Source organism: Nitrosomonas sp. (assembly GCF_019635155.1).
In the GTDB taxonomy this organism is placed as follows: domain Bacteria; phylum Pseudomonadota; class Gammaproteobacteria; order Burkholderiales; family Nitrosomonadaceae; genus Nitrosomonas.
Genome location: NZ_JAHBZY010000015.1, coordinates 54,850 through 75,389, shown reverse-complemented (window position 1 = coordinate 75,389; position 20,540 = coordinate 54,850). Strand labels below are relative to the sequence as shown.

General features: G+C 47.4%; 21 protein-coding genes. 9 read left to right on the top strand and 12 right to left on the bottom strand.

Annotated features, from left to right (window positions below; genetic code table 11):
* Positions 1-109: 109 nt before the first annotated feature.
* The 4 genes from rfbA to KF839_RS11025 all read left to right on the top strand — a co-directional run bounded on the left by rfbA (position 110) and on the right by KF839_RS11025 (position 3,776).
* On the top strand, positions 110-994 hold the full coding sequence (gene rfbA, locus KF839_RS11040; protein WP_292917897.1) for a glucose-1-phosphate thymidylyltransferase RfbA: 885 nt from the start codon (positions 110-112) through the stop codon (positions 992-994).
* The gene (gene rfbC, locus KF839_RS11035; RefSeq protein WP_292917896.1) at positions 994-1,539 is read left to right on the top strand and encodes a dTDP-4-dehydrorhamnose 3,5-epimerase; all 546 of its coding nucleotides are present in this window, start codon (positions 994-996) and stop codon (positions 1,537-1,539) included. Before rfbA ends, rfbC begins: the two co-directional genes overlap by 1 nt.
* Before the next feature lie 75 nt (positions 1,540-1,614).
* On the top strand, positions 1,615-2,964 hold the full coding sequence (radA, locus tag KF839_RS11030; protein ID WP_292917895.1) for a DNA repair protein RadA: 1,350 nt from the start codon (positions 1,615-1,617) through the stop codon (positions 2,962-2,964).
* A gap of 26 nt (positions 2,965-2,990) precedes the next feature.
* Complete coding sequence (locus tag KF839_RS11025) at positions 2,991-3,776, top strand: alkaline phytoceramidase (RefSeq protein ID WP_292917894.1); 786 nt, start codon at positions 2,991-2,993, stop codon at positions 3,774-3,776.
* Between the two features lie 81 nt (positions 3,777-3,857).
* Here the strand turns inward: KF839_RS11025 and KF839_RS11020 are convergent, their stop codons facing one another.
* Together KF839_RS11020 and tyrS are read right to left on the bottom strand one after the other, a co-directional pair.
* A complete protein-coding gene (locus tag KF839_RS11020) occupies positions 3,858-5,255 on the bottom strand; it encodes a DEAD/DEAH box helicase (protein WP_292917893.1) in 1,398 nt (465 codons plus the stop codon).
* Between the two features lie 248 nt (positions 5,256-5,503).
* On the bottom strand, positions 5,504-6,706 hold the full coding sequence (tyrS, locus tag KF839_RS11015) for a tyrosine--tRNA ligase (protein ID WP_292917892.1): 1,203 nt from the start codon (positions 6,704-6,706) through the stop codon (positions 5,504-5,506).
* 155 nt (positions 6,707-6,861) lie between these two features.
* Here tyrS and KF839_RS11010 point away from each other — a divergent pair, with 155 nt between their 5' ends.
* Positions 6,862-8,199 (top strand): peptidoglycan DD-metalloendopeptidase family protein, encoded by a 1,338-nt coding sequence (locus tag KF839_RS11010; RefSeq protein ID WP_292917891.1) that lies wholly within the window; start codon positions 6,862-6,864, stop codon positions 8,197-8,199.
* A 113-nt stretch (positions 8,200-8,312) separates the two neighbouring features.
* The gene (locus tag KF839_RS11005; RefSeq protein WP_292917890.1) at positions 8,313-9,413 is read left to right on the top strand and encodes an anhydro-N-acetylmuramic acid kinase; all 1,101 of its coding nucleotides are present in this window, start codon (positions 8,313-8,315) and stop codon (positions 9,411-9,413) included.
* Positions 9,414-9,441: 28 nt separating this feature from the next.
* Here the strand turns inward: KF839_RS11005 and erpA are convergent, their stop codons facing one another.
* The 9 genes from erpA to leuS all read right to left on the bottom strand — a co-directional run bounded on the left by erpA (position 9,442) and on the right by leuS (position 17,374).
* A complete protein-coding gene (erpA, locus tag KF839_RS11000) occupies positions 9,442-9,786 on the bottom strand; it encodes an iron-sulfur cluster insertion protein ErpA (protein WP_292917889.1) in 345 nt (114 codons plus the stop codon).
* Positions 9,787-9,836: 50 nt separating this feature from the next.
* Positions 9,837-10,295, bottom strand: coding sequence for a bactofilin family protein (locus KF839_RS10995; protein ID WP_292917888.1), 459 nt, complete (start codon positions 10,293-10,295; stop codon positions 9,837-9,839).
* 13 nt (positions 10,296-10,308) lie between these two features.
* On the bottom strand, positions 10,309-11,037 hold the full coding sequence (locus tag KF839_RS10990; RefSeq protein WP_292917887.1) for a DUF6776 family protein: 729 nt from the start codon (positions 11,035-11,037) through the stop codon (positions 10,309-10,311).
* A gap of 114 nt (positions 11,038-11,151) precedes the next feature.
* Positions 11,152-12,180, bottom strand: coding sequence for an N-acetyl-gamma-glutamyl-phosphate reductase (argC, locus tag KF839_RS10985; protein WP_292917886.1), 1,029 nt, complete (start codon positions 12,178-12,180; stop codon positions 11,152-11,154).
* Positions 12,181-12,277: 97 nt separating this feature from the next.
* Positions 12,278-12,670: a 30S ribosomal protein S9 gene (gene rpsI / locus KF839_RS10980; protein ID WP_292917885.1), complete on the bottom strand. Its 393-nt coding sequence runs from the start codon at positions 12,668-12,670 to the stop codon at positions 12,278-12,280.
* A gap of 1 nt (position 12,671) precedes the next feature.
* Positions 12,672-13,106, bottom strand: a complete 435-nt coding sequence (gene rplM / locus KF839_RS10975) for a 50S ribosomal protein L13 (RefSeq protein WP_292917884.1) — start codon at positions 13,104-13,106, stop codon at positions 12,672-12,674.
* Between the two features lie 111 nt (positions 13,107-13,217).
* Positions 13,218-14,228 (bottom strand): DNA polymerase III subunit delta, encoded by a 1,011-nt coding sequence (holA, locus tag KF839_RS10970; RefSeq protein ID WP_292917883.1) that lies wholly within the window; start codon positions 14,226-14,228, stop codon positions 13,218-13,220.
* A 22-nt stretch (positions 14,229-14,250) separates the two neighbouring features.
* On the bottom strand, positions 14,251-14,754 hold the full coding sequence (locus KF839_RS10965) for an LPS-assembly lipoprotein LptE (RefSeq protein ID WP_292917882.1): 504 nt from the start codon (positions 14,752-14,754) through the stop codon (positions 14,251-14,253).
* A gap of 19 nt (positions 14,755-14,773) precedes the next feature.
* Entirely contained in the window at positions 14,774-17,374 is a 2,601-nt protein-coding gene (gene leuS, locus KF839_RS10960) for a leucine--tRNA ligase (protein ID WP_292917881.1), read from the bottom strand.
* Between the two features lie 184 nt (positions 17,375-17,558).
* Between leuS and KF839_RS10955 the strand changes: the two genes are divergently transcribed.
* The 3 genes from KF839_RS10955 to KF839_RS10945 are packed head-to-tail and all read left to right on the top strand — an operon-like array spanning position 17,559 to position 20,214.
* Positions 17,559-18,371, top strand: coding sequence for an efflux RND transporter periplasmic adaptor subunit (locus tag KF839_RS10955; protein WP_292917880.1), 813 nt, complete (start codon positions 17,559-17,561; stop codon positions 18,369-18,371).
* Complete coding sequence (devC, locus tag KF839_RS10950) at positions 18,368-19,537, top strand: ABC transporter permease DevC (RefSeq protein WP_292917879.1); 1,170 nt, start codon at positions 18,368-18,370, stop codon at positions 19,535-19,537. The genes KF839_RS10955 and devC overlap by 4 nt, the downstream gene beginning before the upstream one ends.
* Positions 19,537-20,214, top strand: a complete 678-nt coding sequence (locus KF839_RS10945) for an ATP-binding cassette domain-containing protein (RefSeq protein WP_292917878.1) — start codon at positions 19,537-19,539, stop codon at positions 20,212-20,214. Before devC ends, KF839_RS10945 begins: the two co-directional genes overlap by 1 nt.
* 69 nt (positions 20,215-20,283) lie before the next feature.
* On the opposite strand, the gene KF839_RS10940 is transcribed toward KF839_RS10945, so the two are convergent.
* Entirely contained in the window at positions 20,284-20,490 is a 207-nt protein-coding gene (locus KF839_RS10940; protein WP_292917877.1) for a dodecin, read from the bottom strand.
* Positions 20,491-20,540 lie beyond the last annotated feature (50 nt).

Genomic DNA, 20,540 nt, shown 5'->3' with positions numbered 1-20,540 from the left:
TGGCGTGATAATCCGGCGCAGGGCATAGATATAGTACAATCGCTATTGTTTATCATGAACTGATCCAGCTTTATTCGGTACATTCTATTTGAGGAGTCACTCTATATCCATGCTTCCACGACGAAAAGGCATTATTCTGGCAGGCGGTTCCGGCACTCGGCTTTATCCGGTGACGCAGACAATTTCTAAGCAATTGTTGCCGGTATTTGATAAGCCTATGATTTATTACCCGTTGAGTACATTGATGCTCGCTGGGATTCAGGAAATTTTGGTGATCTCAACGCCGCGCGATATTGGGAGTTTTCAGGAATTATTACAAGATGGGAGTCAGTGGGGGCTGAATATATCTTACGCGAAACAACCTTTACCCGATGGTTTGGCGCAGGCTTTTCTGATCGGCGAATCGTTTATCGGCAACGATCTTTCGGCATTAGTCCTGGGTGATAACATTTTTTATGGGCATGATTTCCATCATTTGCTGATGAATGCGATGCGGCGCACTGAAGGCGCAAGTGTTTTCGCGTATCACGTGCACGATCCAGAGCGTTATGGCGTGGTTGAATTCGATGCCAGTGGCAAAGTCGTGAATTTGGAAGAGAAGCCCGGGCTGCCGAAATCAAATTATGCTGTAACAGGTTTATATTTTTATGATGCTAATGTGGTGGATTACGCTAAAAACCTGAAACCGTCGGCGCGTAACGAACTGGAAATTACCGACTTAAATCGTATTTATCTGGAGCATGAGGCGCTTAACGTGGAAATCATGGGGCGCGGTTACGCTTGGCTGGATACCGGCACGCATGAATCATTGCTGGATGCCAGTCAGTTTGTTGCGACCATTGAGCACCGGCAGGGCCTCAAAATTGCTTGTCCGGAGGAAATTGCATTTCGGCAAGACTGGATCGATGCTGTACAACTCGAGGCACTGGCACTGCCATTGGCCAAGAATGGTTACGGACAATATCTGCTGCAAGTTCTGAAACGGGGATTCTGATGAAAGCGACACCTCTACGCATTCCCGATGTTTTTTTGCTGGAGCCGCGCGTTTTCGGCGATGATCGCGGCTTCTTTTATGAGAGCTTTAATCAGCGTGCATTTGAGTCCGCTATTGGAAAGTCCGTCGGTTTTGTGCAGAGCAATCATTCGCGTTCCGCTCATAACGTGTTGCGTGGTTTGCATTATCAGATCCAACATGCACAGGGAAAATTGGTGCGCGTCGTGGTGGGTGAAGTGTTCGATGTCGCGGTGGATATTCGTCGCTCTTCGCCGACATTCGGACACTGGGTAGGGGAAATTCTCAGCGCGGAAAACAAAAAGCAGTTGTGGATTCCGGTTGGTTTCGCGCATGGCTTCGTGGTGCTATCCGATAATGCCGAGTTTTTATATAACACCACCGACTATTGGGCGCCGGAGTTCGAACGTTGCATCGTGTGGAACGATAAAACCTTGACGATAAATTGGCCAATTTCAGGTTCTCCAGTGCTATCCGAAAAAGATGCCCGCGGTGCTACATTTGCGGCAGCCGAGGTTTATGATTGACATGTTAAGAATCTATCATTGGCGAAAACCGATGGTTGGTATCGGGACTGCTATCTTCATAGTGTTTATAGACTGATGGCCAAACAGAAAACCATCTATTCCTGTACCGAATGCGGCGGCCAGACCTTGAAATGGCAAGGCCAGTGTCCGCATTGCCAAGCTTGGAATACTTTGGTTGAAACCATCGCGGAGAAAGCGGTGTCACGTTTCAGTCCGGTATCCGAAACCGGGCAGGTGCAGAATCTGGGGACGATCGAGGCATACGAGGAGCCGCGTTATCCAACCGGGATCGAGGAACTGGACCGAGTGTTGGGCGGCGGCATGGTGCGCGGCGGGGTTGTGTTGCTGGGCGGCGATCCGGGCATCGGTAAATCGACCTTATTGTTGCAAGCATTATCTTATATGTCAGCACAGCATGCTGTGCTGTACGTCAGCGGCGAAGAATCAGCGCAGCAAGTGGCGTTGCGTGCCAAGCGCCTGGCGCTTGATGTGCGCTCAGTTGATTTATATGCGGAAATCCAACTGGAGAAAATCCAAGCGGTACTGGCAAAGCATAAACCGGCTGTAGCCGTGGTCGATTCGATCCAAACGGTTTATTCGGAAATATTACAATCCGCGCCGGGTTCGGTTGCGCAGGTGCGCGAATGCGCGGCGCAATTGACGCGGTTGGCGAAGTCGAGCGGTACCTGCATCATTCTGGTTGGCCATGTCACTAAAGAAGGGGCGTTGGCAGGGCCGCGCGTGCTGGAACATATGGTTGACACCGTACTGTATTTCGAAGGCGACATGCATTCCACTTTCCGTATGATTCGCGCGTTCAAGAATCGCTTTGGCGCGGTCAATGAATTAGGGGTTTTTGCGATGGGCGAGAAAGGGTTGCGTGAAGTCAAGAACCCTTCGGCATTATTTTTGTCGCACCACGATGCGCAAGTACCGGGATCGTGCATTATGGTTACGCAAGAGGGGACGCGTCCGCTGTTGGTGGAAATCCAAGCGCTGGTTGACGAAGCGCGGTCACCCAATCCTCGCCGGTTGTGCGTTGGTTTGGAACAAAACCGGCTGGCGATGCTGTTGGCGGTTTTGCATCGTCACGCCGGAATCCCGTGTTACGATCAGGATGTGTTCGTCAACGCCGTGGGCGGTGTCAAAATTACTGAACCCGGTGCCGATCTGGCAATTTTGCTGGCGGTTGTTTCATCGCTGAAAAACAAGCCGTTGGCGGAGAAAATGATCGTCATCGGTGAAATCGGTCTGGCGGGTGAGATCCGCCCGGTGCAACGCGGCCAGGAACGGTTGAAGGAAGCCGCCAAATTGGGTTTTAAGCAAGCCATCATTCCGTTGGCTAACAAACCCAAGCAAGCCATTGACGGCATGACTATTATCCCGGTGGCGCGGCTCAAGGACGCGGTTACGCATATGCATTGACCGTTATTGCAGGAGTCTGCAAGTTGATGAATTCAAACAGGCATTGGCAGTTTCTGGCGGGTATATCGATTCTGGTCATCTTGATTGCCGCATGGGCACCGCCATTGGCGCAATCTGCCGAGTATCACCGTTTCGCCGACCAACGCAGCTTTCTAGGTATCCCGAATTTCAACGATGTTGTGTCTAATCTGGCTTTTTTGGTCAGCGGTGGCGCCGGTTTACTGTTTCTATGGAGAATCCATCAGAATCCAGCGCAATCGGTATTCCAGGATTGCAAGGAAAGCCGGCCATACCGGATATTGTTTTTCAGCGTTGCTTCAGTTGCGTTTGGATCGATTTATTATCATTGGACTCCGGATATTGATCATCTGTTGTGGGATCGATTACCGATTGTCGTTGCGATTGCGGCATTACTGTCGGCGACACTGGTCGAGCGTGTAAATAAAACCGCCGGTTTAGTGGCTTTGCCGCTGCTGGTTACATTGTCTGTGTCGAGTGTGCTGTATTGGTATTGGACCGAGTTGCACGGCGCGGGTAATTTGAATTTTTATATCGTGATGCAGTTTTATCCGATCCTGCTGATGGTCTGGATCAGTCTGTATTTCCCATCGCGTTACAGTCATGGCCATACGGTTTTTCATGTGATTGCGCTCTACGCGGTCGCAAAGCTATTTGAAATATTCGATTCGCAAGTCTTTGCCTGGACAAACGGTTGGATCAGCGGCCATACGCTCAAGCACTTGATTGCCGCGTATGCGGCATACCGGATTGTGAGGATGTTGCAGGAACGGGTGTTAGTGGAGCGCCAATAAACCAAGCGCATCAGGTTGACATTCAGAGTTGCTTAGCTCCGCAATACCTTTGAATTCGGAGCAAAGCAACTTTAGAAGTGATTACTTAGTACGCGCAAACTGATAGCCGGTTTTATTCCCGTTATTATTTCGGAAAGCACCACCACGATTGCTGTTTCCAAATGCACGATTGTCTTCGAACGGCCTGCCACGCTGGCTGTTGCGGTTTCTGCTTTGCTCCTGGGTTTTGGCGGTTACGCCTAAACCGGGGCGGCTGTCGTGACTCGCAAAGGGTGCTCGTTTGCGTTTTTGAGTGACATTTGTTGTGCTTTTGGGGTTGTTATTATGAAAACGGGGTTTGATACGTGGCTCCAAGCCAGGGATAATGTGCGAGGTAATGCGTTGACCGGTATAGCGTTCAATCCTGGACAGATGGAGGCTGTCTTTGGTCGATGCGAAGGAAACGGCTGTGCCCGTCGCGCCGGCGCGGCCGGTACGGCCAATGCGGTGCACGTAATCTTCCGCGAATTTGGGTAAGTCAAAATTGATGACATGCGTGATGTCGGCAACGTCGATGCCACGGGCGGCCACATCGGTAGCCACCAGAACACGCAAGCCGCCGTTGCGCAATCGGGTGAGCGTGCGATTACGCTCGCGCTGATTCATATCACCATGCAAAGCGGCGGCGGCAAAGCCTTGGGCATGCAGGTTATCCGCCAAGGTGTCGGCATCGCGTTTGGTGGCGGTGAACACGATCGCTTGTTTCAATGATTCGTCACGCAGCAGATGATCGAGCAAACGATTTTTGTGCGACATGTCGTCGGTGTAATGCAGCCGTTGTTCGATATTGTCAAGCTTGGTTTTGTGGGATGCGACTTGGATGCGTTTAGGCGTTTTTAGCAGCTTCGTAGCGACCTTATCGATGGCATTGTCGAGCGTGGCGGAGAACAGTAACGTTTGGCGGGTATTCGGTGTCGCGGCTGCAATGGTTTCGACATCTTCGATGAAACCCATGTCCAACATGCGATCGGCTTCATCCAATACCAGCATCTGCAGACGTTTAAAATCAATACGGCCTCGTTGTATGTGATCAATCAATCGTCCCGGTGTGGCAACCAGAATTTCGACCGGTTGCGATAATAACCGGTTTTGTAGCGGATATGGCATGCCTCCCAGGATACTGACGACGTTGATACGTTTCAGGTATTTGCCGTATTTTTTGGCTGCGTCGGATACCTGCAATGCCAATTCGCGTGTCGGTGTCAGAACCAGTACGCGGGGGCCGCTGCTGCGGACGGGTGAAGGCGTAGACAGTATATGCAAAGCGGGTAACATGAAGGCCGCTGTTTTGCCGGTACCTGTTTGAGCGCAAGCCATGACATCATGACCGGCGATTAATTCGGGGATGGCTTGTTGTTGAATCGGCGTTGGTGCAGTGTAGCCGGCTTCCTGGATTGCTTTGAGTATTGCAGGTTGTAAGTTTAAATCTTCAAAAGACACGTTGATTTCCTAAAAAAGACAATGAAACGCACGACATGATTCACTGGATGTGAATCATTGGTGTGCATGCCCTTGTCAGCGGATTAAAAAAGCATCGCCGCTAACCAAGGTTATATACAATTTCCGGGAAACAAAATTGAAGAGAGGTCAGGAACGATGGAACCAAATAAAGTCGATGAACGCGAATTCACTCACCAACTTTGGCCGCGCAGTATACCGGATTAAGCGTTATCATGCAACGAACTCATTTATTGAATGGCAACTTTTGCAAATTTTCGTTTGCCGACTTGAATGACAGTCTTGATTCCTTTTTTCAACTTCATTGACTTATCGTCCACTTTCTCACCGTCCAATTTCACAGCGCCTTGTTCGATCATGCGCAATGCCTCACTGGTACTGGCAGTTAATCCGCTTTGCTTTAACACCTGCACCAATGGAATTTCATCGTCGGGTGCTTGAATCGAAGTTTCAGGTATTTCATCGGGAAGTGCGCCGTGTCTAAAGCGCGCTTCAAAATCCGCCAAGGCTTCTTCGGCATCGCGTTGACTGTGAAATCGAGCCACAATTTCTTGTGCAAACCGGACTTTGACGTCGCGGGGGTTGCGGCCGGATTCTACTTCTTCACGCCATTTTTGAATGGTTTGCAGCGATTCAAAAGACAGTAATTCCAGATAACGCCACATCAGTTGATCGGAAATCGACATCAGTTTGCCAAAAATATCTTTCGGGTTTTCGGTAATTCCAACGTAATTGTTGAGCGATTTGGACATTTTATTGACGCCATCCAATCCTTCCAGCAATGGCATTGTCAGGATGCATTGTTGAGGTTGCCCGAAATGTTTTTGCAATTCCCGCCCCATCAGCAAGTTGAATTTTTGGTCGGTTCCGCCCAGTTCGAGGTCAGCTTTGAGTGCAACGGAGTCATATCCCTGAATCAGCGGATAGAGAAATTCATGGATAGCGATGGCTTGATTATTGCGATAGCGCTTATCGAAGTCGTCGCGCTCCAACATGCGGGCCACCGTATGTGTTGCCGCCAGTTTGATTAAATCCGCAGCGTTGAGCTTATCCATCCAGGTGGAATTGAATACTACTTCGGTTTGATCAGGCTTTAATATTTTGAAAACTTGCGCGGTGTAGGATTTTGCATTTTCCGCTACTTGTTCTCTGCTAAGCGGCGGGCGAGTGGCATTCTTTCCACTGGGATCACCAATCATGCCGGTGAAATCACCGATCAGAAACAGAACATGATGTCCCATTTCTTGTAATTGGCGTAATTTATTGATTAACACTGTATGCCCTAAGTGCAAATCCGGTGCTGTGGGATCAAACCCGGCTTTTACGCGCAACGGATGTCCGGAAATAAGCCTGCTTTCCAGTTCTGTTTCTACTAATAGTTCGTGACTGCCACGTTTTATAATGCCAAGATCAGATATTATTGATTTTTTCACGATAATATTAACTTAATGATTTATATTGATATTATGGAATTGTGCGATAAATTTTTAGTACTTTTCTAGTAGTTTTTTAGTACAAATTAACTATTTTCATGATAGACTCGCGCCTGTTTGCAAAAATGATACAAACGACTGGAGGTACTTCATAGATGCTATATACGCCTATTAGCAGTAAGCAAAGGATTCTAGCTCAAAAATCATCAAAACTAACAAAAAAATCAATTCGCTGGCTGGTAGCGCTATCCAGCATCCCGCTTTTCGGCATCGTTACGGCATTTGGAATTGCGCCAAATTCCCCTTCATTCGGTGATGTTCAAGTAGAGGAAGTTGTTCTTGATCTTGATTTATCCATTCCGGATGTCTTAGCCGAAGCACAAGCGAATCAAACATTCTGGCGTCAGGAAAGCATCCGTCGTGGTGATACCATTGCAACCATTCTAAACCGGCTGGACATAAGCAGTCAGGATTCCACCGATTTTCTTCAGGCAGCGCGCGGTAGCCGCGCCATGCGCCAACTTAGACCGGGAAAGACCATTTACGCGCAAACAACAGCCGATGGTGAATTGTTATCGCTGCGTTATTTCTTTGGTAACGAAGAGTTGTTTTTGATGGAAAAAACGGACGATGAATTTAAGATGACCGAGCAATCCATTGAGCTCGATAGTCAAGTTCATATGAAGTCCGGCGTAATTACCAGTTCATTATTTGCGGCAACTGATAATGCAGGGGTTCCAAACAATATTGCCATGCAGTTGACTGAAATTTTTGCATCCGAGATCGATTTTTATCGTGATTTGCGCCAAGGTGATCGCTTTACCGTTGTCTATGAAACATTCTCAAATAACGGCCGGTTGGCAAAAACCGGCCAGGTATTAGCGGTTGAGTTTATCAATAAAGGAAAATCCCATCAGGCCATTTATTTTAAATCTTCGAACGGTGCAGATGGCTATTACACACCTGAAGGCGACAGTTTGCGTAAAGCATTCCTGCTATCGCCGCTCGCTTTTACGCGAGTGAGCTCTGGTTTTACCAACGCTCGTTTTCATCCGATTCTGAAGAAATGGCGTGCGCACCGTGGTATTGATTATGCTGCACCGACAGGCACACCTGTAAAAGCAACGGCGAGCGGGATAGTTGCTTTCTCAGGATCGCAACGGGGGTATGGAAATCTGGTGGTGTTGAAACATAACGGTAAATACGAAACAGCGTATGGACATTTATCCCGTTTTGCTTCAGGATTGTCGAAAGGTAAACGGATCAATCAAGGTGATGTGATTGGATATGTCGGTTCTACCGGCATGGCAACCGGTCCGCATCTGCATTATGAATTACGTGTTGACGGTGTGCAGCGCGATCCGACGAAAGTGGTGTTGCCAACGGCGCCGCCAATTGCCAAGCGTGATTTGAACAATTTCCAGAAAGAAACACAATCATTGGTTGCGCGCCTGAATATCATGCGTAGCATCCAGCTTGCTGCAATAGAGTAATCAACCAAAAGCATCCCATCCATCCAACGTTGGCGATTTGCCGTTGCTGGAATCGTCAACGTCGTTATGGTGGATGATTACGGATCTTTATTTTTTCTCAAGTATTAAATTAGTTGGAATCTGCTTTTTATATTGGCGTCATGTCGGGTACCAGTCTGGATGGCGTGGATGTGGTATTGGTGGATTTTCAAGATTCCCCTCCGGCGCTGCTGCAAACTTTCTTTCTTCCCTATGATGATGAACTAAGAAGGCAATTATTAGAGCTTCATCAATCCGGAAATGATGAATTGCATCGCGCCGCAATTCTCAGCAATCAGTTATCTCAATGCTATGCACAAGCGGTTATTAGCTTGCTGGAAATAGCAAATTTCATTCCCGAACGAATAATAGCAATCGGTTGCCATGGTCAAACTGTTCGTCATTGTCCAGAAAAAGAGAAGGGCTATACAATACAACTGGTTAATTCTGCGCTATTGGCGGAATTGACCGGGATTTCCGTGGTTTCCGATTTTCGCAGCCGCGATATTGCTGCTGGCGGGCAAGGAGCGCCATTGGTACCTGCTTTTCACCAGGCTGTTTTTATGCATGCTGATAGTCCTCGCGTGATAGTCAATATCGGTGGTATCGCTAATATTACCCGGCTAAATTCCAGATTGCCGGTCATGGGTTTTGATAGCGGGCCTGGAAATTTAATAATGGATGCTTGGTGTTTGCGTCATATAGGGCAGCACTATGATGACAATGGACATTGGGCGGCCAGCGGGCACGTTATCGCGACTTTACTGGATACTTGTATGGCGGATCCTTACTTTGAATGCAATCCGCCTAAAAGTACCGGCAGGGACAGGTTTAATCTTGAATGGCTGGAACAGAAGATTTCTGGAAATGAATTGCCCGAAGACGTGCAAGCGACACTACTGCAATTGACCGTGCAGTCGATAGCCGCAGCGATTATTCAGTTCTGTCCGAATACCGAAGAAGTTTATGTTTGCGGCGGAGGGGCTCACAATGCGGCTTTGATGAGGCGGCTCGCCGGTGAAATGCCCGGAAAAAAGGTGGAAATGACCGATCGGCTCGGCGTTGCGGCTGATTGGGTGGAAGCTTTTGCATTTGCATGGCTGGGACGGCGGGCTTTGCTGCGTGAAACGGGGAATCTAGCATCGGTGACCGGCGCAAAAGGCGAGCGAATCCTGGGTGCAATTTATCCGGCCTGAACTCCCGTCAATCCGAATTGGATGGAATTTATACGGAAAAAGACGATCCGCAACCGCAAGTACTTGTTGCTCCAGGATTCTTTATGACGAACTGCGAGCCTTTTAAATTTTCCTGATAATCAATTTCGGCTCCGATTAAATACTGAAAACTCATTGGATCAATCAGCAATTTAACACCGTTTTTTTCCATTACGGTATCGTCTTCGTTGATTTGTTCGTCAAAAGTGAATCCGTATTGAAATCCGGAACAACCGCCACCACTGATAAAAACTCGAAGATTAAGATGACTGTTGCCTTCTTCTTCAATGAGTTGCTTGACTTTGGCAGCCGCACTCTCGGTAAAATTGAGCGGTGCATTGATTTCAGTGTTCATATACGCTTAAGTTTTGTTGATGAAATTTATTTCTCATTCAGCAGAAAGCGTTATTTCGCTTCATCTGTGGAAGTATGCGGTTGATCGACCGCAGAAGATATCAATGTTATCATTTTATCCGTATTTTTTGCATGATCGTCTTCCAGAAAATTTTCTTGAATCATTTTTCCCTGAACAGAAGCGCCTAAATGTATTTCCAGCAAACCATACTGAATGTCCCCGTGAACTTTGGCGTTTTCTTGCAACTCCAGATAGCCGGATGCATGGATAGGACCATTGACAGTGCCATTAATTACAACGTTGGCAACGCTAATCTTGCCTGTAACGCTACCTGCATTACTGAGTACTAAGGTATCGTGTTCGTTACCTGTGGCGGTGACATTTCCGGCGATGTGTCCGTCGACCCGCAAGCCGCCCGTGAAATGGATATCACCGATCAGATTGGTATTCGCTCCAATCAAAGTATCGATATGGTGATGCAGTTGGTTCTTTTTTCTTCTGCCGAACATGTTTTATTCTCCTTTACAAGGCCGGTGACACAGTTTCAGTAAGGATGGCTTTGTTGTTACTCTCTTTAAAGATTTGAACTTGCATATTTTCTACGTTGGCATCCGGCGGTACTACAAAGGTTTCTTCCAATCGATGCAGAAATTTGAATTCAATAGGAAAATTGCGATTTGAGTTTTTGTTGACCAAAGGAATAAGCTTGTTCTGGCCATTCTGAGATAATTTAACTTGAAATTTGAGATTGCCTTTGAAATCACTAGGTCTTTCGCCGCTTTGAATTAAAGTTAGTGCGTAGCGGTATTTTCCGGATGTTTCAGTTTCTTTCAAACTGAATTGATAGATTGATATTCCATTTTTTGTATTGCTTGATACAAAATGTTGAAAGAAAGCTAATTTTTCTTTGAGATGATCATTTTCCTGCGAGAGTGACTTTACTTGTTCAGCAAGATCGTGGTTAGCAGTATTGCCGATTTGCAATTGTTGCGTTAAGTCGCCTATTTGTGAACATAATTGGCGTTTCTTTGTTTGCCGGCAAATTCCCGGATCAAATGAATAGCTGTGGTTTTCTTCAGTTACGTCATTGAACGCACTTTCTGAGCGTTTACCGGCTTCGTACATAATCCATGACAGCAGTGAGATGAGTAAACAACCAATGATGCCCATCGAAAAGAGAAAATGCCACGAACGAAGCGGACGAATGGTAACACGAGGAATTTCTGTTTTTTGGGGGGATGGAGAAGTCACCGTGTGTATTTATTTTATTAATTGATGATTAATTGCTCATACATTGTATCCGGTTATTTTCTTGGATAACTCAAAACATCTTACCGCAATCAAACTAAAAAAACAGATCGACTGCTACGGTAACAAAGGAATCTGTTGAATGCCAAGTGATTCAGGTAGATTGAACATGATGTTCATATTTTGTATTGCTTGCCCTGCCGCGCCTTTTACGAGATTGTCAGTGACAGATAAAATCACGACTGTATCGCTATTTTGTGGTTGATGTACGGCGATACGGCAAAGATTGGATCCTCTGACAGAACGGGTTTCAGGATGTTTTCCCGCTGGTAATACGTCAACAAATATTTCGTTCTGATAACGTTGCTCGTAGAGCGACTGCAGATCAACTTGTTTGGTGAGTTTCGCATAAAGCGTTGCATGAATTCCGCGAATCATCGGTACTAGGTGAGGAACAAAAGTCAAACCGACCGGATGCTTGGCAACATTCGATAGCCCCTGCTTAATTTCGGGGAGATGCCGGTGGCCAGGTACGCCGTAGGCTTTAAAATTATCGGATGCTTCAGCAAGTAAAGTGTGAACTTCCGCTTTTCTACCTGCGCCGGATACGCCCGATTTGACATCGGCGATGAGGTGATCGGTGTTAATGACCTTCGCTTCTATTAACGGTAAAAAGCCGAGTTGTACTGCAGTGGGGTAACAGCCCGGATTGGCGATTAATCGTGCATTTTTTATTTGTTCTCGATTAATCTCGGGGAGTCCGTAAACCGCTTCAGCTACGAGATTTGGGCAAGCATGCCGTATACCGTACCATTTTTCCCATTCTGCAACATTCTTGATACGAAAATCCGCTGCGAGATCAATAATTTTCACATCCGCCTGAAGTAAAGATTCTGCTTGTTGCATTGCGATGCCATTTGGTGTGGCAAAAAAAACTAAGTCGCATTTATTAAGTTTAGCGTCGGTAGGGTCGCTGAATTTGAGATCGAGATAGCCTCTAAGATTAGTGAATAATTCAGAAACAGTGATGCCAGCTTCGTTACGTGATGTGATCGCTTTAATTCTGACTTTGGGATGGAGTGCGAGCAGTCGAAGTAATTCAACTCCCGTATAGCCTGTACCACCGACAATACCGACGTTAATCATAATGACTCCTATATTTTATTGGATGTATTTTGCAAAAGTATCAATAAAAAAGCCGCCCAATACAAGGCGGCTTTTGAAATTCCAAATACAAATAAAATTATCGTTTAGAGAATTGTTTACGACGTCTCGCCTTACGTAAACCGACTTTCTTTCTCTCCACTTCCCGAGCATCCCGGGTAACCAGACCAGCTTTACTGAGAACCGGTTTTAAAGCTGCATCATAATCAATTAACGCCCGCGTGATTCCATGACGCACCGCACCAGCTTGACCGGATTCACCGCCTCCATGGATATTGACCATGATATCAAATGTTGAAAGATTATCTGTTAATTCCAGCGGCTGCCTGACGATCATGCGCCCGGTTTTTCTGGAGAAGTAATCATCAATCGGTTTGTCGTTAATAACGATCGCTCCCTTGCCCGGTTTTATGAAAACACGAGCTACCGCGCTTTTTCGTCTGCCGGTTCCATAATTAGATTGGGTAGTCATATTAGGCTCTTATCTCAAGTGGTTTGGGTTGCTGAGCAGCATGCGGATGTGAATCACCGGCATACACTTTAAGTTTCTTTAGCATTGCATATCCCAATGGTCCCTTCGGTAACATGCCTTTAACAGCTTTTTCAAGCGGACGATTAGGAAAACGAGCGTGCATTTTCTTAAAAGTGGTTGCATAAATTCCGCCGGGATAGCCGGTATGGCGATAATAAATTTTATCGTCAGCTTTATTACCGGTTACGCGTAATTTGTCTGCATTGATGACAATAATATAGTCACCGGTATCAACATGAGGCGTATAGATCGGTTTATGTTTACCACGTAAACGGTGAGCGATTTGAGAAGCAAGTCGACCGAGCACTTTATTTGTTGCGTCAATAACAAACCAGTCATGATTTACTTCGTGTGGTTTGGCTGAAAATGTTTTCACGAAAACCTGTCCTGCGTATTCAAAAGAGTCGGGAATTCTATGATAGACATCCCTAAAAGTCAAATTTCGAACAACCGTTGATTAATTTTGACTGTGGTGTCATTCAATGCATTAGTCTGCATTGGCAACTTGCGGGTAACCCAGTTGTAATAATTCATCCCAGACATTGCCGTGCGCAATGCCTTTAATGATGCGATCAATGTGTGCGGCCAGGCAAAGCTTTTGTAATAGGGAATGTAAACTGGTTCGTTTGGCTGCAGTTAAGACGATCTTCTGGCGTTCTCCCCAAACTCTTGCCTTTAGCAATAGTTGATCTGGAGATTGGCCATTATTAAGCCCTTTGTGTATGGCGATGAGTTGGCGGATGTGCTCGGTTAAAGTGGCGAGAATTAGCAAAGGCGCGGTTCCTTCGTCTTGTAATCCTATCAGGATACGATGATAGCGTTTGATATCGCCAGCAATCAGTGCATCCGCCAGTTGATAGACATCGTACCGTGCTACATTCAGTACGACATCTTTCACTTGATCGAATGTGAGATTACCACTCGGATAAAGCAGGGCAAATTTTTGTATCTCCTGATGCGCGGCAAGTAAATTTCCTTCAAGACGATCGGCAAGAAACTGTAATGTGGCCGAGGTTGCTTTTTGATGTTGTTTGGCAAGGCGCCGACTGAGCCATTCCGGTAGCTGGTTGCGCTCGACGGCATAAAGCGGAAGGTATGCACCGGTGGATTCGAGCGTTTTAAACCACTTGCTTGCTTGTCCTTGTTTATCGATTCGTGGCAGTGTAACCAGTGTTATGGTATCGGGGGGCAAGGCTTTGCAATAAGCTTCGATAACTTTGCTACCTTCTTTGCCGGGTTTTCCGGATGGAATACGAATATCGATCATTTTCCGGTCACCGAACAGTGACCGATTATTGCCTGCATTGAGCAGATCGGGCCAAGCAAAGTGCTGATCAACGGTAAAAAGCTCACGCTCGGTATAGCCTTGCTGGCGTGCGTAAGAACGGACTTGATCAGTGGCTTCCTGGATCAGGAGCGGCTCGTTACCGGAGAATGTATAGAGTGACGCGGATTGATTCTGCAGGAATTGTGTTAATTGCTCAGGCCTGATTCGCATATTGCGTAACCAAAATCAACGATTACCGCGAGTTTTCGAGGGGCGCTTTATAGGCGGATAAACGCCAGATAATTTGTTGTATTGCATCGCTTTGCATTTCCTTCACCAATAAATGTTCTTCCGATTCTTTAGCGAGAATTTGCGCATCCAAGAATGGTAGGATGCGCGTTAAGGAAATTGCGGTATTGGGTACGATTTCAACACCTCGATGATCAAGTACACGGTAAGTCACACGGTATACCAGATTAAAATCCCGCACGCGGCCACCACCCGACAAAGACAAAATGATCCTCTCGTTGGTAGCGCTGATGATATCCAAGGTCGCTTCGGCTTCTGTAGAACTAGTCGCCAGTTTGGTAGCGGAAGAGTTTCTGAGCATACGCTTCATCTCCATTCCAATGGTGTGACCGTCTGGCGCGATAACGTACAACGACTTGAACGGCAAAGGAGAAACTTGGCCGCGCAATTGAAATCCACAAGCGCTTAGCAGCAATAATACGATCAGAATAAAAATTGGAAACTTCATCATTTGAAGAGAGTGGGCGCTAGGTCACAATATTGACAAGTTTACCAGGGATAACGATGATCTTTTTAATTGCTTGTCCTTCAATAAATTTTTGCACATGCTCGTTGGAAGTTGCAATGTGCTCAATCGCTTCTTTTCCGGCATCTTTCGAGATATTGATTTGTGCGCGTAATTTGCCATTGACTTGCACGATCAGTTTGATTTCGTCTTGTACCATAGCAGCGCTATCCGCCTGCGGCCAAGGTTGATCAAAAAGCTCGGTATCCGGTCTCAGTTCGTGCCATAGCTCATGACAAATATGCGGAACGATCGGAGAAAGCAAGAGCACGATATTCTCTAATGCTTCTTGCATTAGATTGCGGCTGGCGGCATCAGAATCCTGACATTTTGCTAATCCGTTCATCAGTTCCATTATGGCGGCGATGGCGGTATTGAAGGTATGGCGGCGTTCCAGATCGTCGGTAACTTTAGCGATGGTTTGATGCAATTGGCCACGTAGTGTTTTAAGTTCCGGTGGCAAGGTTGCGTGCAAACCGGGATCGGCCTTGATCAGGCCACCTTGTAGGTGAGTATACGCTTGCCGCCACAAGCGTTTGAGAAAACGATGCGCGCCGTCGACACCTGCATCCGCCCATTCCAGAGTTTGTGTGGGAGGACTGGCAAACATCATGAATAAGCGCGCAGTATCGGCGCCATATTCATCCACCAGTTTCTGCGGGTCGACACCATTGTTTTTGGATTTGGACATGGTGCCGATACCCCCGGATTCGACCGGCTGGTTATCGGTTTGCAAGATAGCGCCGCAACGTTTGCCCTGTTCATCAAACTGCAGGGTGACTTCCGATGGGTTATAGTATGTGATACGGCCACTATCGGATTTGCGAAAAAAAATCTCGTTCAGCACCATGCCTTGCGTTAGTAAATTGGTAAACGGCTCGTCCAGCGACAGTAAGTCTAAATCGCGCATCACCTTGCTCCAAAAGCGCGAATACAGCAAATGTAATATGGCGTGCTCAATGCCGCCGATATATTGGTCGGCGGGTAGCCAATAATTAGCGCGCCCGTCGGTCATGGCCTGATGCTGATCCGGGCAGGCATAACGCGCGTAGTACCATGAAGAATCAACGAACGTATCCATCGTATCGGTTTCCCGGCGCGCGGCTTTGCCGCATTTCGGACACGTGCATTCGTAAAACGACGGTGTTTTACCGAGCGGATTGCCGGAACCATCGGGCACCAGATCCTGCGGCAACACCACCGGCAATTGATCATCCGGCACCGGTACCACACCGCAATGATCGCAATGAACCAATGGAATCGGACAGCCCCAATAGCGCTGTCGGGAAATGCCCCAGTCGCGCAAACGGAATTGCACTCGTTTGTCACCCAGGTTTTTTTTCTCGAGTGCTGCAGCGATGGCATCGACCGCTTGCTGAAAATCCAATCCGGAAAAATCACCGGAATCGAAGGTGATGCCATGCTCGGTATATGCTTCGGCAAGCGGTAACTGCAATTCACCCTGATCTGGTTTGATAACCGCTTTGATCGGTAATTGGTATTGCGTGGCAAATGCAAAGTCACGTTCGTCATGTGCCGGAACCGCCATGACCGCACCTTCGCCGTAACCCATCAATACGTAGTTGGCGACCCAAACCGGCAATTTATCGCCATTGAGTGGATGAATCACAAACAAACCGGTATCCATGCCTTTTTTCTCTTGCGTCGCGAGATCGGCTTCCTTCGCCGAACCGAGTTTGCATTCCTGGATAAACATTTGCAGCGTGGGATTGTTTTGGGCGGCATGCAGCGCGATCGGGTGCTCGGCAGCGACGGCCACATACGTTGCGCCCATCAGCGTGTCGGCACGGGTGGTGAATACCTTCAGGTCTTGCGGTGTGCCGGATTCGCGGTCGGCAGGGAAGGTGATATCGACACCGTAGCTTTTACCGATCCAGTTCGCTTGCATGGTCTTGACCCGCTCCGGCCAGCCGGTCAGCGTATCCAAGGCGGTCAGTAACTCATCGGCATATTGGGTAATTTTCAGGTAATACATCGGAATTTCGCGCTTCTCCACCGGTGCACCGGTACGCCAGCCGCAACCGTCAATGACTTGCTCATTTGCCAGTACCGTTTGGTCGATGGGATCCCAATTCACCGTGCCGGTGGTTTGATAGGCTAATCCTTTCTCCAGCATGCGCAAAAACAACCACTGATTCCAGTGATAATAGCTCGGGTCGCAAGTGGCGATCTCGCGTGTCCAGTCGATGCTCAACCCCAGGCTTTTTAATTGCTTACGCATGTACGCAATATTGTCGTACGTCCATTTGGCCGGTGATACATTGTTTTGCATTGCGGCGTTTTCCGCCGGTAAACCAAACGCATCCCACCCCATCGGCTGCAATACGTTGTAGCCTTGCATCCGGCGGTATCGTGACAATACGTCACCGATGGTATAGTTACGCACATGCCCCATGTGCAACTTACCGGATGGATAGGGAAACATCGACAGGCAATAGTATTTTGGCTTACCGGGATCTTCAATGGCTTTGAAAGCTGCGGTTTGTTCCCAATGGTGCTGGGCTTTTTTTTCAATTTCCTGCGGGTGATATTTTTCTTGCATGGTGGTTTTTTTCTGTAAATTGGCTGATTATACTGCTAACCGGCGCGCTTAGTCTCTTTCAATCCGTCATCTATTTAAAAGCATTATGGGAGTTCCTCTGCTGCAGCGAAGCCTCTTTTGCTGTTTTATTATTATCAGTTGGTTTTCAATAAGTACGGACACATTCGCCGATACATCGGCACGGGTGCACGGAAATCATGGCGTCGGCGCTTTAGGCCGGATTGAGCCGCGCTCCCGGGTCATCAAAATTTCTCATAATGCCGGACCGGAAGGCGCGCGAGTGCAGCAATTGCTGATTCAGGAAGGCGATCTGGTTATTTCCGGCGATAAATTGGCGGTTCTCTCGGATGACCTGAAAAGAAAAGCGGAAGTCGGTGCAGCAAGGACTTTTGTGACGATGCTTGAAGCGCAATTGAAGGCGGAAAAATATTCACTGACTTTCAATCGAAGAGAATTTAAACGCTACCAATCGTTGCAACAAGACGTTGCCACCAGTGAATCGCAAACCGATAGCAAGCGTTTGGCGCTGCAGCAATCGGAAACGACGATAGAACGTCTATCGGCTGAAATTGCCAATGCGCGGTTCAAACAGAAAATCGCCGAGGCGGAGCTCGACAATGCGTTTATTTATGCGCCGATTACCGGTACTGTTTTAAAAATCCTGACACGTCCCGGTGAGCGGATTAAGGAAAATGGTCTGCTGGAGATGGCGGATTTATCGCAATTGGATGTCGTTGCGGAAGTCTATGAAGTGGATTTGTTACAAATAAAAACGGGACAGCAAGCTTTGATCAGTGCAACCGGTTGGCAGCGGGCTTATCAAGCGCAAGTCGGGGAAATCGGTTTTCAGGTAAAGAAGAACGATTTGAACGATACCGATCCATTGGCGGATACTGATAATCGCATTGTAGAAGTCCGTTTGACGCTGGAAGCGGAAGCGGTCGATGTGTTGCGGCATCAGATTTTCCGTCAAGTCAAAGTGCGTTTCCTGCCATGAATATTGTGAATTGGTGCTATTTCCCGGCGCGTTTGGCGTGGCGGCAACTGGTGTTCGATCGTACCAAGCTGGTGGCTGCAATTTTCGGAGTGATGTTCGCCTGTGTATTGGTGTTTATGCAGTTGGGCTTTAGAGATTCCTTATACGATAGCGCGATTTCCGCACCATTGAAATTAACCGGCGATTTGTTTCTAATGCACAAACAGACCGAAGCGATGTGGCGTCCGGCTAAATTTCCACGCCGCGAACTGATGCGGGCGCTGGGGCATCCGGCGGTCGTTGATGTGATTCCTGTGTATTTAGGACTGGCATCATTCAAGAATATTGAGACGCGGGTGAAAAGAACGCTGATGGTATATGGTTTTGATCCCGATTCGCAGATATTCGATATCGCCGGTATCCGGAATTACCGCGATGGACTGCGGATTAAGGATACGGTTTTATTCGACGAATATTCCCGTCCTGAATTCGGACCCATGCGCCAACTGCTGGAAGCAGGCCGAAGCTCTACCGAAGTCAATGATTACAAAGTCGACGTGATCGGATTGTTCCACTTAGGTGTCTCCTTTGCAGCCGATGGCAATATAGTGACCAGTGATCTCAATTTCATGCGTATTTTTCCCAATAGAAACCATAATGCGATTGATTTAGGCGTGATTAAGCTTGATTCCGGATCGTCGATTCAGCAAGTGCAACGGGAGTTAAGATATCAACTTAACGAATTTGTCGATGTTTTTACGTACGAAGAGTTGTTGAAACATGAAAAGGATTATTGGGCGGATATGGCGCCGATCGGTTTCATCTTCGGCTTTGGCACGATCATGGGATTGATTGTCGGTCTTGTCATCGTTTATCAGATTCTTTTTACCGATATCGCCAATCTGCGTTACGAATTCGCAACACTGAAAGCTATGGGGTATGAACATGGCTATTTTATTCGTGTCGTCTTTGCTTCGGCTTTTTTCCTGGCGGTACTGGGGTTCTTTCCCGGGCTTATGCTGTCGACCGGCTTATATTACCTTGCTGAATCGCAAATATTCATGCCCATGCCGATGACTTTTAGCAAATTGGGTACGGTATTTGTGTTTATTTTATCGATGTGCGTAATGGCCGGAGTGTTAGCCATTCGCAAGTTGAAAGCCGCTGATCCCGCGGATATGTTCTGATGGCTGGAATCATTGATGTGCGTCGTCTGAATTTCAGTTTCGGCAGCGGTGAGATAGAACGCCCTGTTTTAAAGGATGTGACGCTCTCGATCGACAAGGGGGAGATCGTTTTAATGACGGGGCCGTCCGGTTCCGGGAAAACGACGTTTTTAACCATCGTCGGTGGTTTGCGTCAAGCTTGCCATGGCAGCGTGCACGTGTTGGATCAGCAACTGGTCGGTAGCGAGGAGCAAGTCAGGATTAAGATCCGGCAGCAAACCGGCTATATTTTTCAGCAACATAATCTGCTTAAAGCGTTGACAGCGTTGCAGAATGTCAGCATGGCTTTGGAAATGCACGATACCATGACAGAACAACAAAGACTTGATCGGGCTGCAGCGATGCTGGATGCGGTCGGACTTGGCGACCGGATGGATTATCGTCCGGAACAGCTTTCCGGGGGGCAGCGCCAACGGGTTTCGATTGCTCGAGCGTTGGTCGGACAACCTAAAATCATTTTGGCTGATGAACCGACAGCTTCGCTGGATAAGCAAAGCGGTTACGAAGCTGTCGGGATGTTGAAAAGATTGGCAAAAGAACGAGGTACTACGATATTACTGGTCACGCATGATTATCGAATCCTGGATATTGCAGATCGCGTGGTGGAACTGGAAGACGGCGTGATCAGAAATGCCTGACGGTGTACGATCGACAATGTGCAAACCGCAGAAATGGGTTTTGTGCTAACGAAAACTGCGATAGGTGCGCTAGTCCAAACGGAAACCGATTTTTAGCTTTACCTGAAAATGCGCGATTTTTGCATCAACGATATGACCGCGGGTTTCTACAACTTCAAACCAATCCAAGTGATGCAACGATTGTCCGGCTTTGGCAATTGCCTGATGAATGGCATCATCACTGCTTTTGGTCGATGAGCCGACAATTTCAATCACTTTGTAGACATGATCGCTCATTTTTGAAATCCCCCTTTTATGTTGATGGAAGAAACGTTATATCATACTTT

Coding starts and splice junctions, on each gene's coding strand:
- rfbA (WP_292917897.1), top strand. CDS start 110: ATGCTTCCACGACGAAAAGGCATTATTCTGGCAGGCGGTTCCGGCACT.
- rfbC (WP_292917896.1), top strand. CDS start 994: ATGAAAGCGACACCTCTACGCATTCCCGATGTTTTTTTGCTGGAGCCG.
- radA (WP_292917895.1), top strand. CDS start 1,615: ATGGCCAAACAGAAAACCATCTATTCCTGTACCGAATGCGGCGGCCAG.
- KF839_RS11025 (WP_292917894.1), top strand. CDS start 2,991: ATGAATTCAAACAGGCATTGGCAGTTTCTGGCGGGTATATCGATTCTG.
- KF839_RS11010 (WP_292917891.1), top strand. CDS start 6,862: ATGCTATATACGCCTATTAGCAGTAAGCAAAGGATTCTAGCTCAAAAA.
- erpA (WP_292917889.1), bottom strand. CDS start 9,786: ATGAACACTGAAATCAATGCACCGCTCAATTTTACCGAGAGTGCGGCT.
- KF839_RS10995 (WP_292917888.1), bottom strand. CDS start 10,295: ATGTTCGGCAGAAGAAAAAAGAACCAACTGCATCACCATATCGATACT.
- argC (WP_292917886.1), bottom strand. CDS start 12,180: ATGATTAACGTCGGTATTGTCGGTGGTACAGGCTATACGGGAGTTGAA.
- rpsI (WP_292917885.1), bottom strand. CDS start 12,670: ATGACTACCCAATCTAATTATGGAACCGGCAGACGAAAAAGCGCGGTA.
- holA (WP_292917883.1), bottom strand. CDS start 14,228: ATGCGAATCAGGCCTGAGCAATTAACACAATTCCTGCAGAATCAATCC.
- KF839_RS10965 (WP_292917882.1), bottom strand. CDS start 14,754: ATGAAGTTTCCAATTTTTATTCTGATCGTATTATTGCTGCTAAGCGCT.
- leuS (WP_292917881.1), bottom strand. CDS start 17,374: ATGCAAGAAAAATATCACCCGCAGGAAATTGAAAAAAAAGCCCAGCAC.
- devC (WP_292917879.1), top strand. CDS start 18,368: ATGAATATTGTGAATTGGTGCTATTTCCCGGCGCGTTTGGCGTGGCGG.
- KF839_RS10945 (WP_292917878.1), top strand. CDS start 19,537: ATGGCTGGAATCATTGATGTGCGTCGTCTGAATTTCAGTTTCGGCAGC.
- KF839_RS10940 (WP_292917877.1), bottom strand. CDS start 20,490: ATGAGCGATCATGTCTACAAAGTGATTGAAATTGTCGGCTCATCGACC.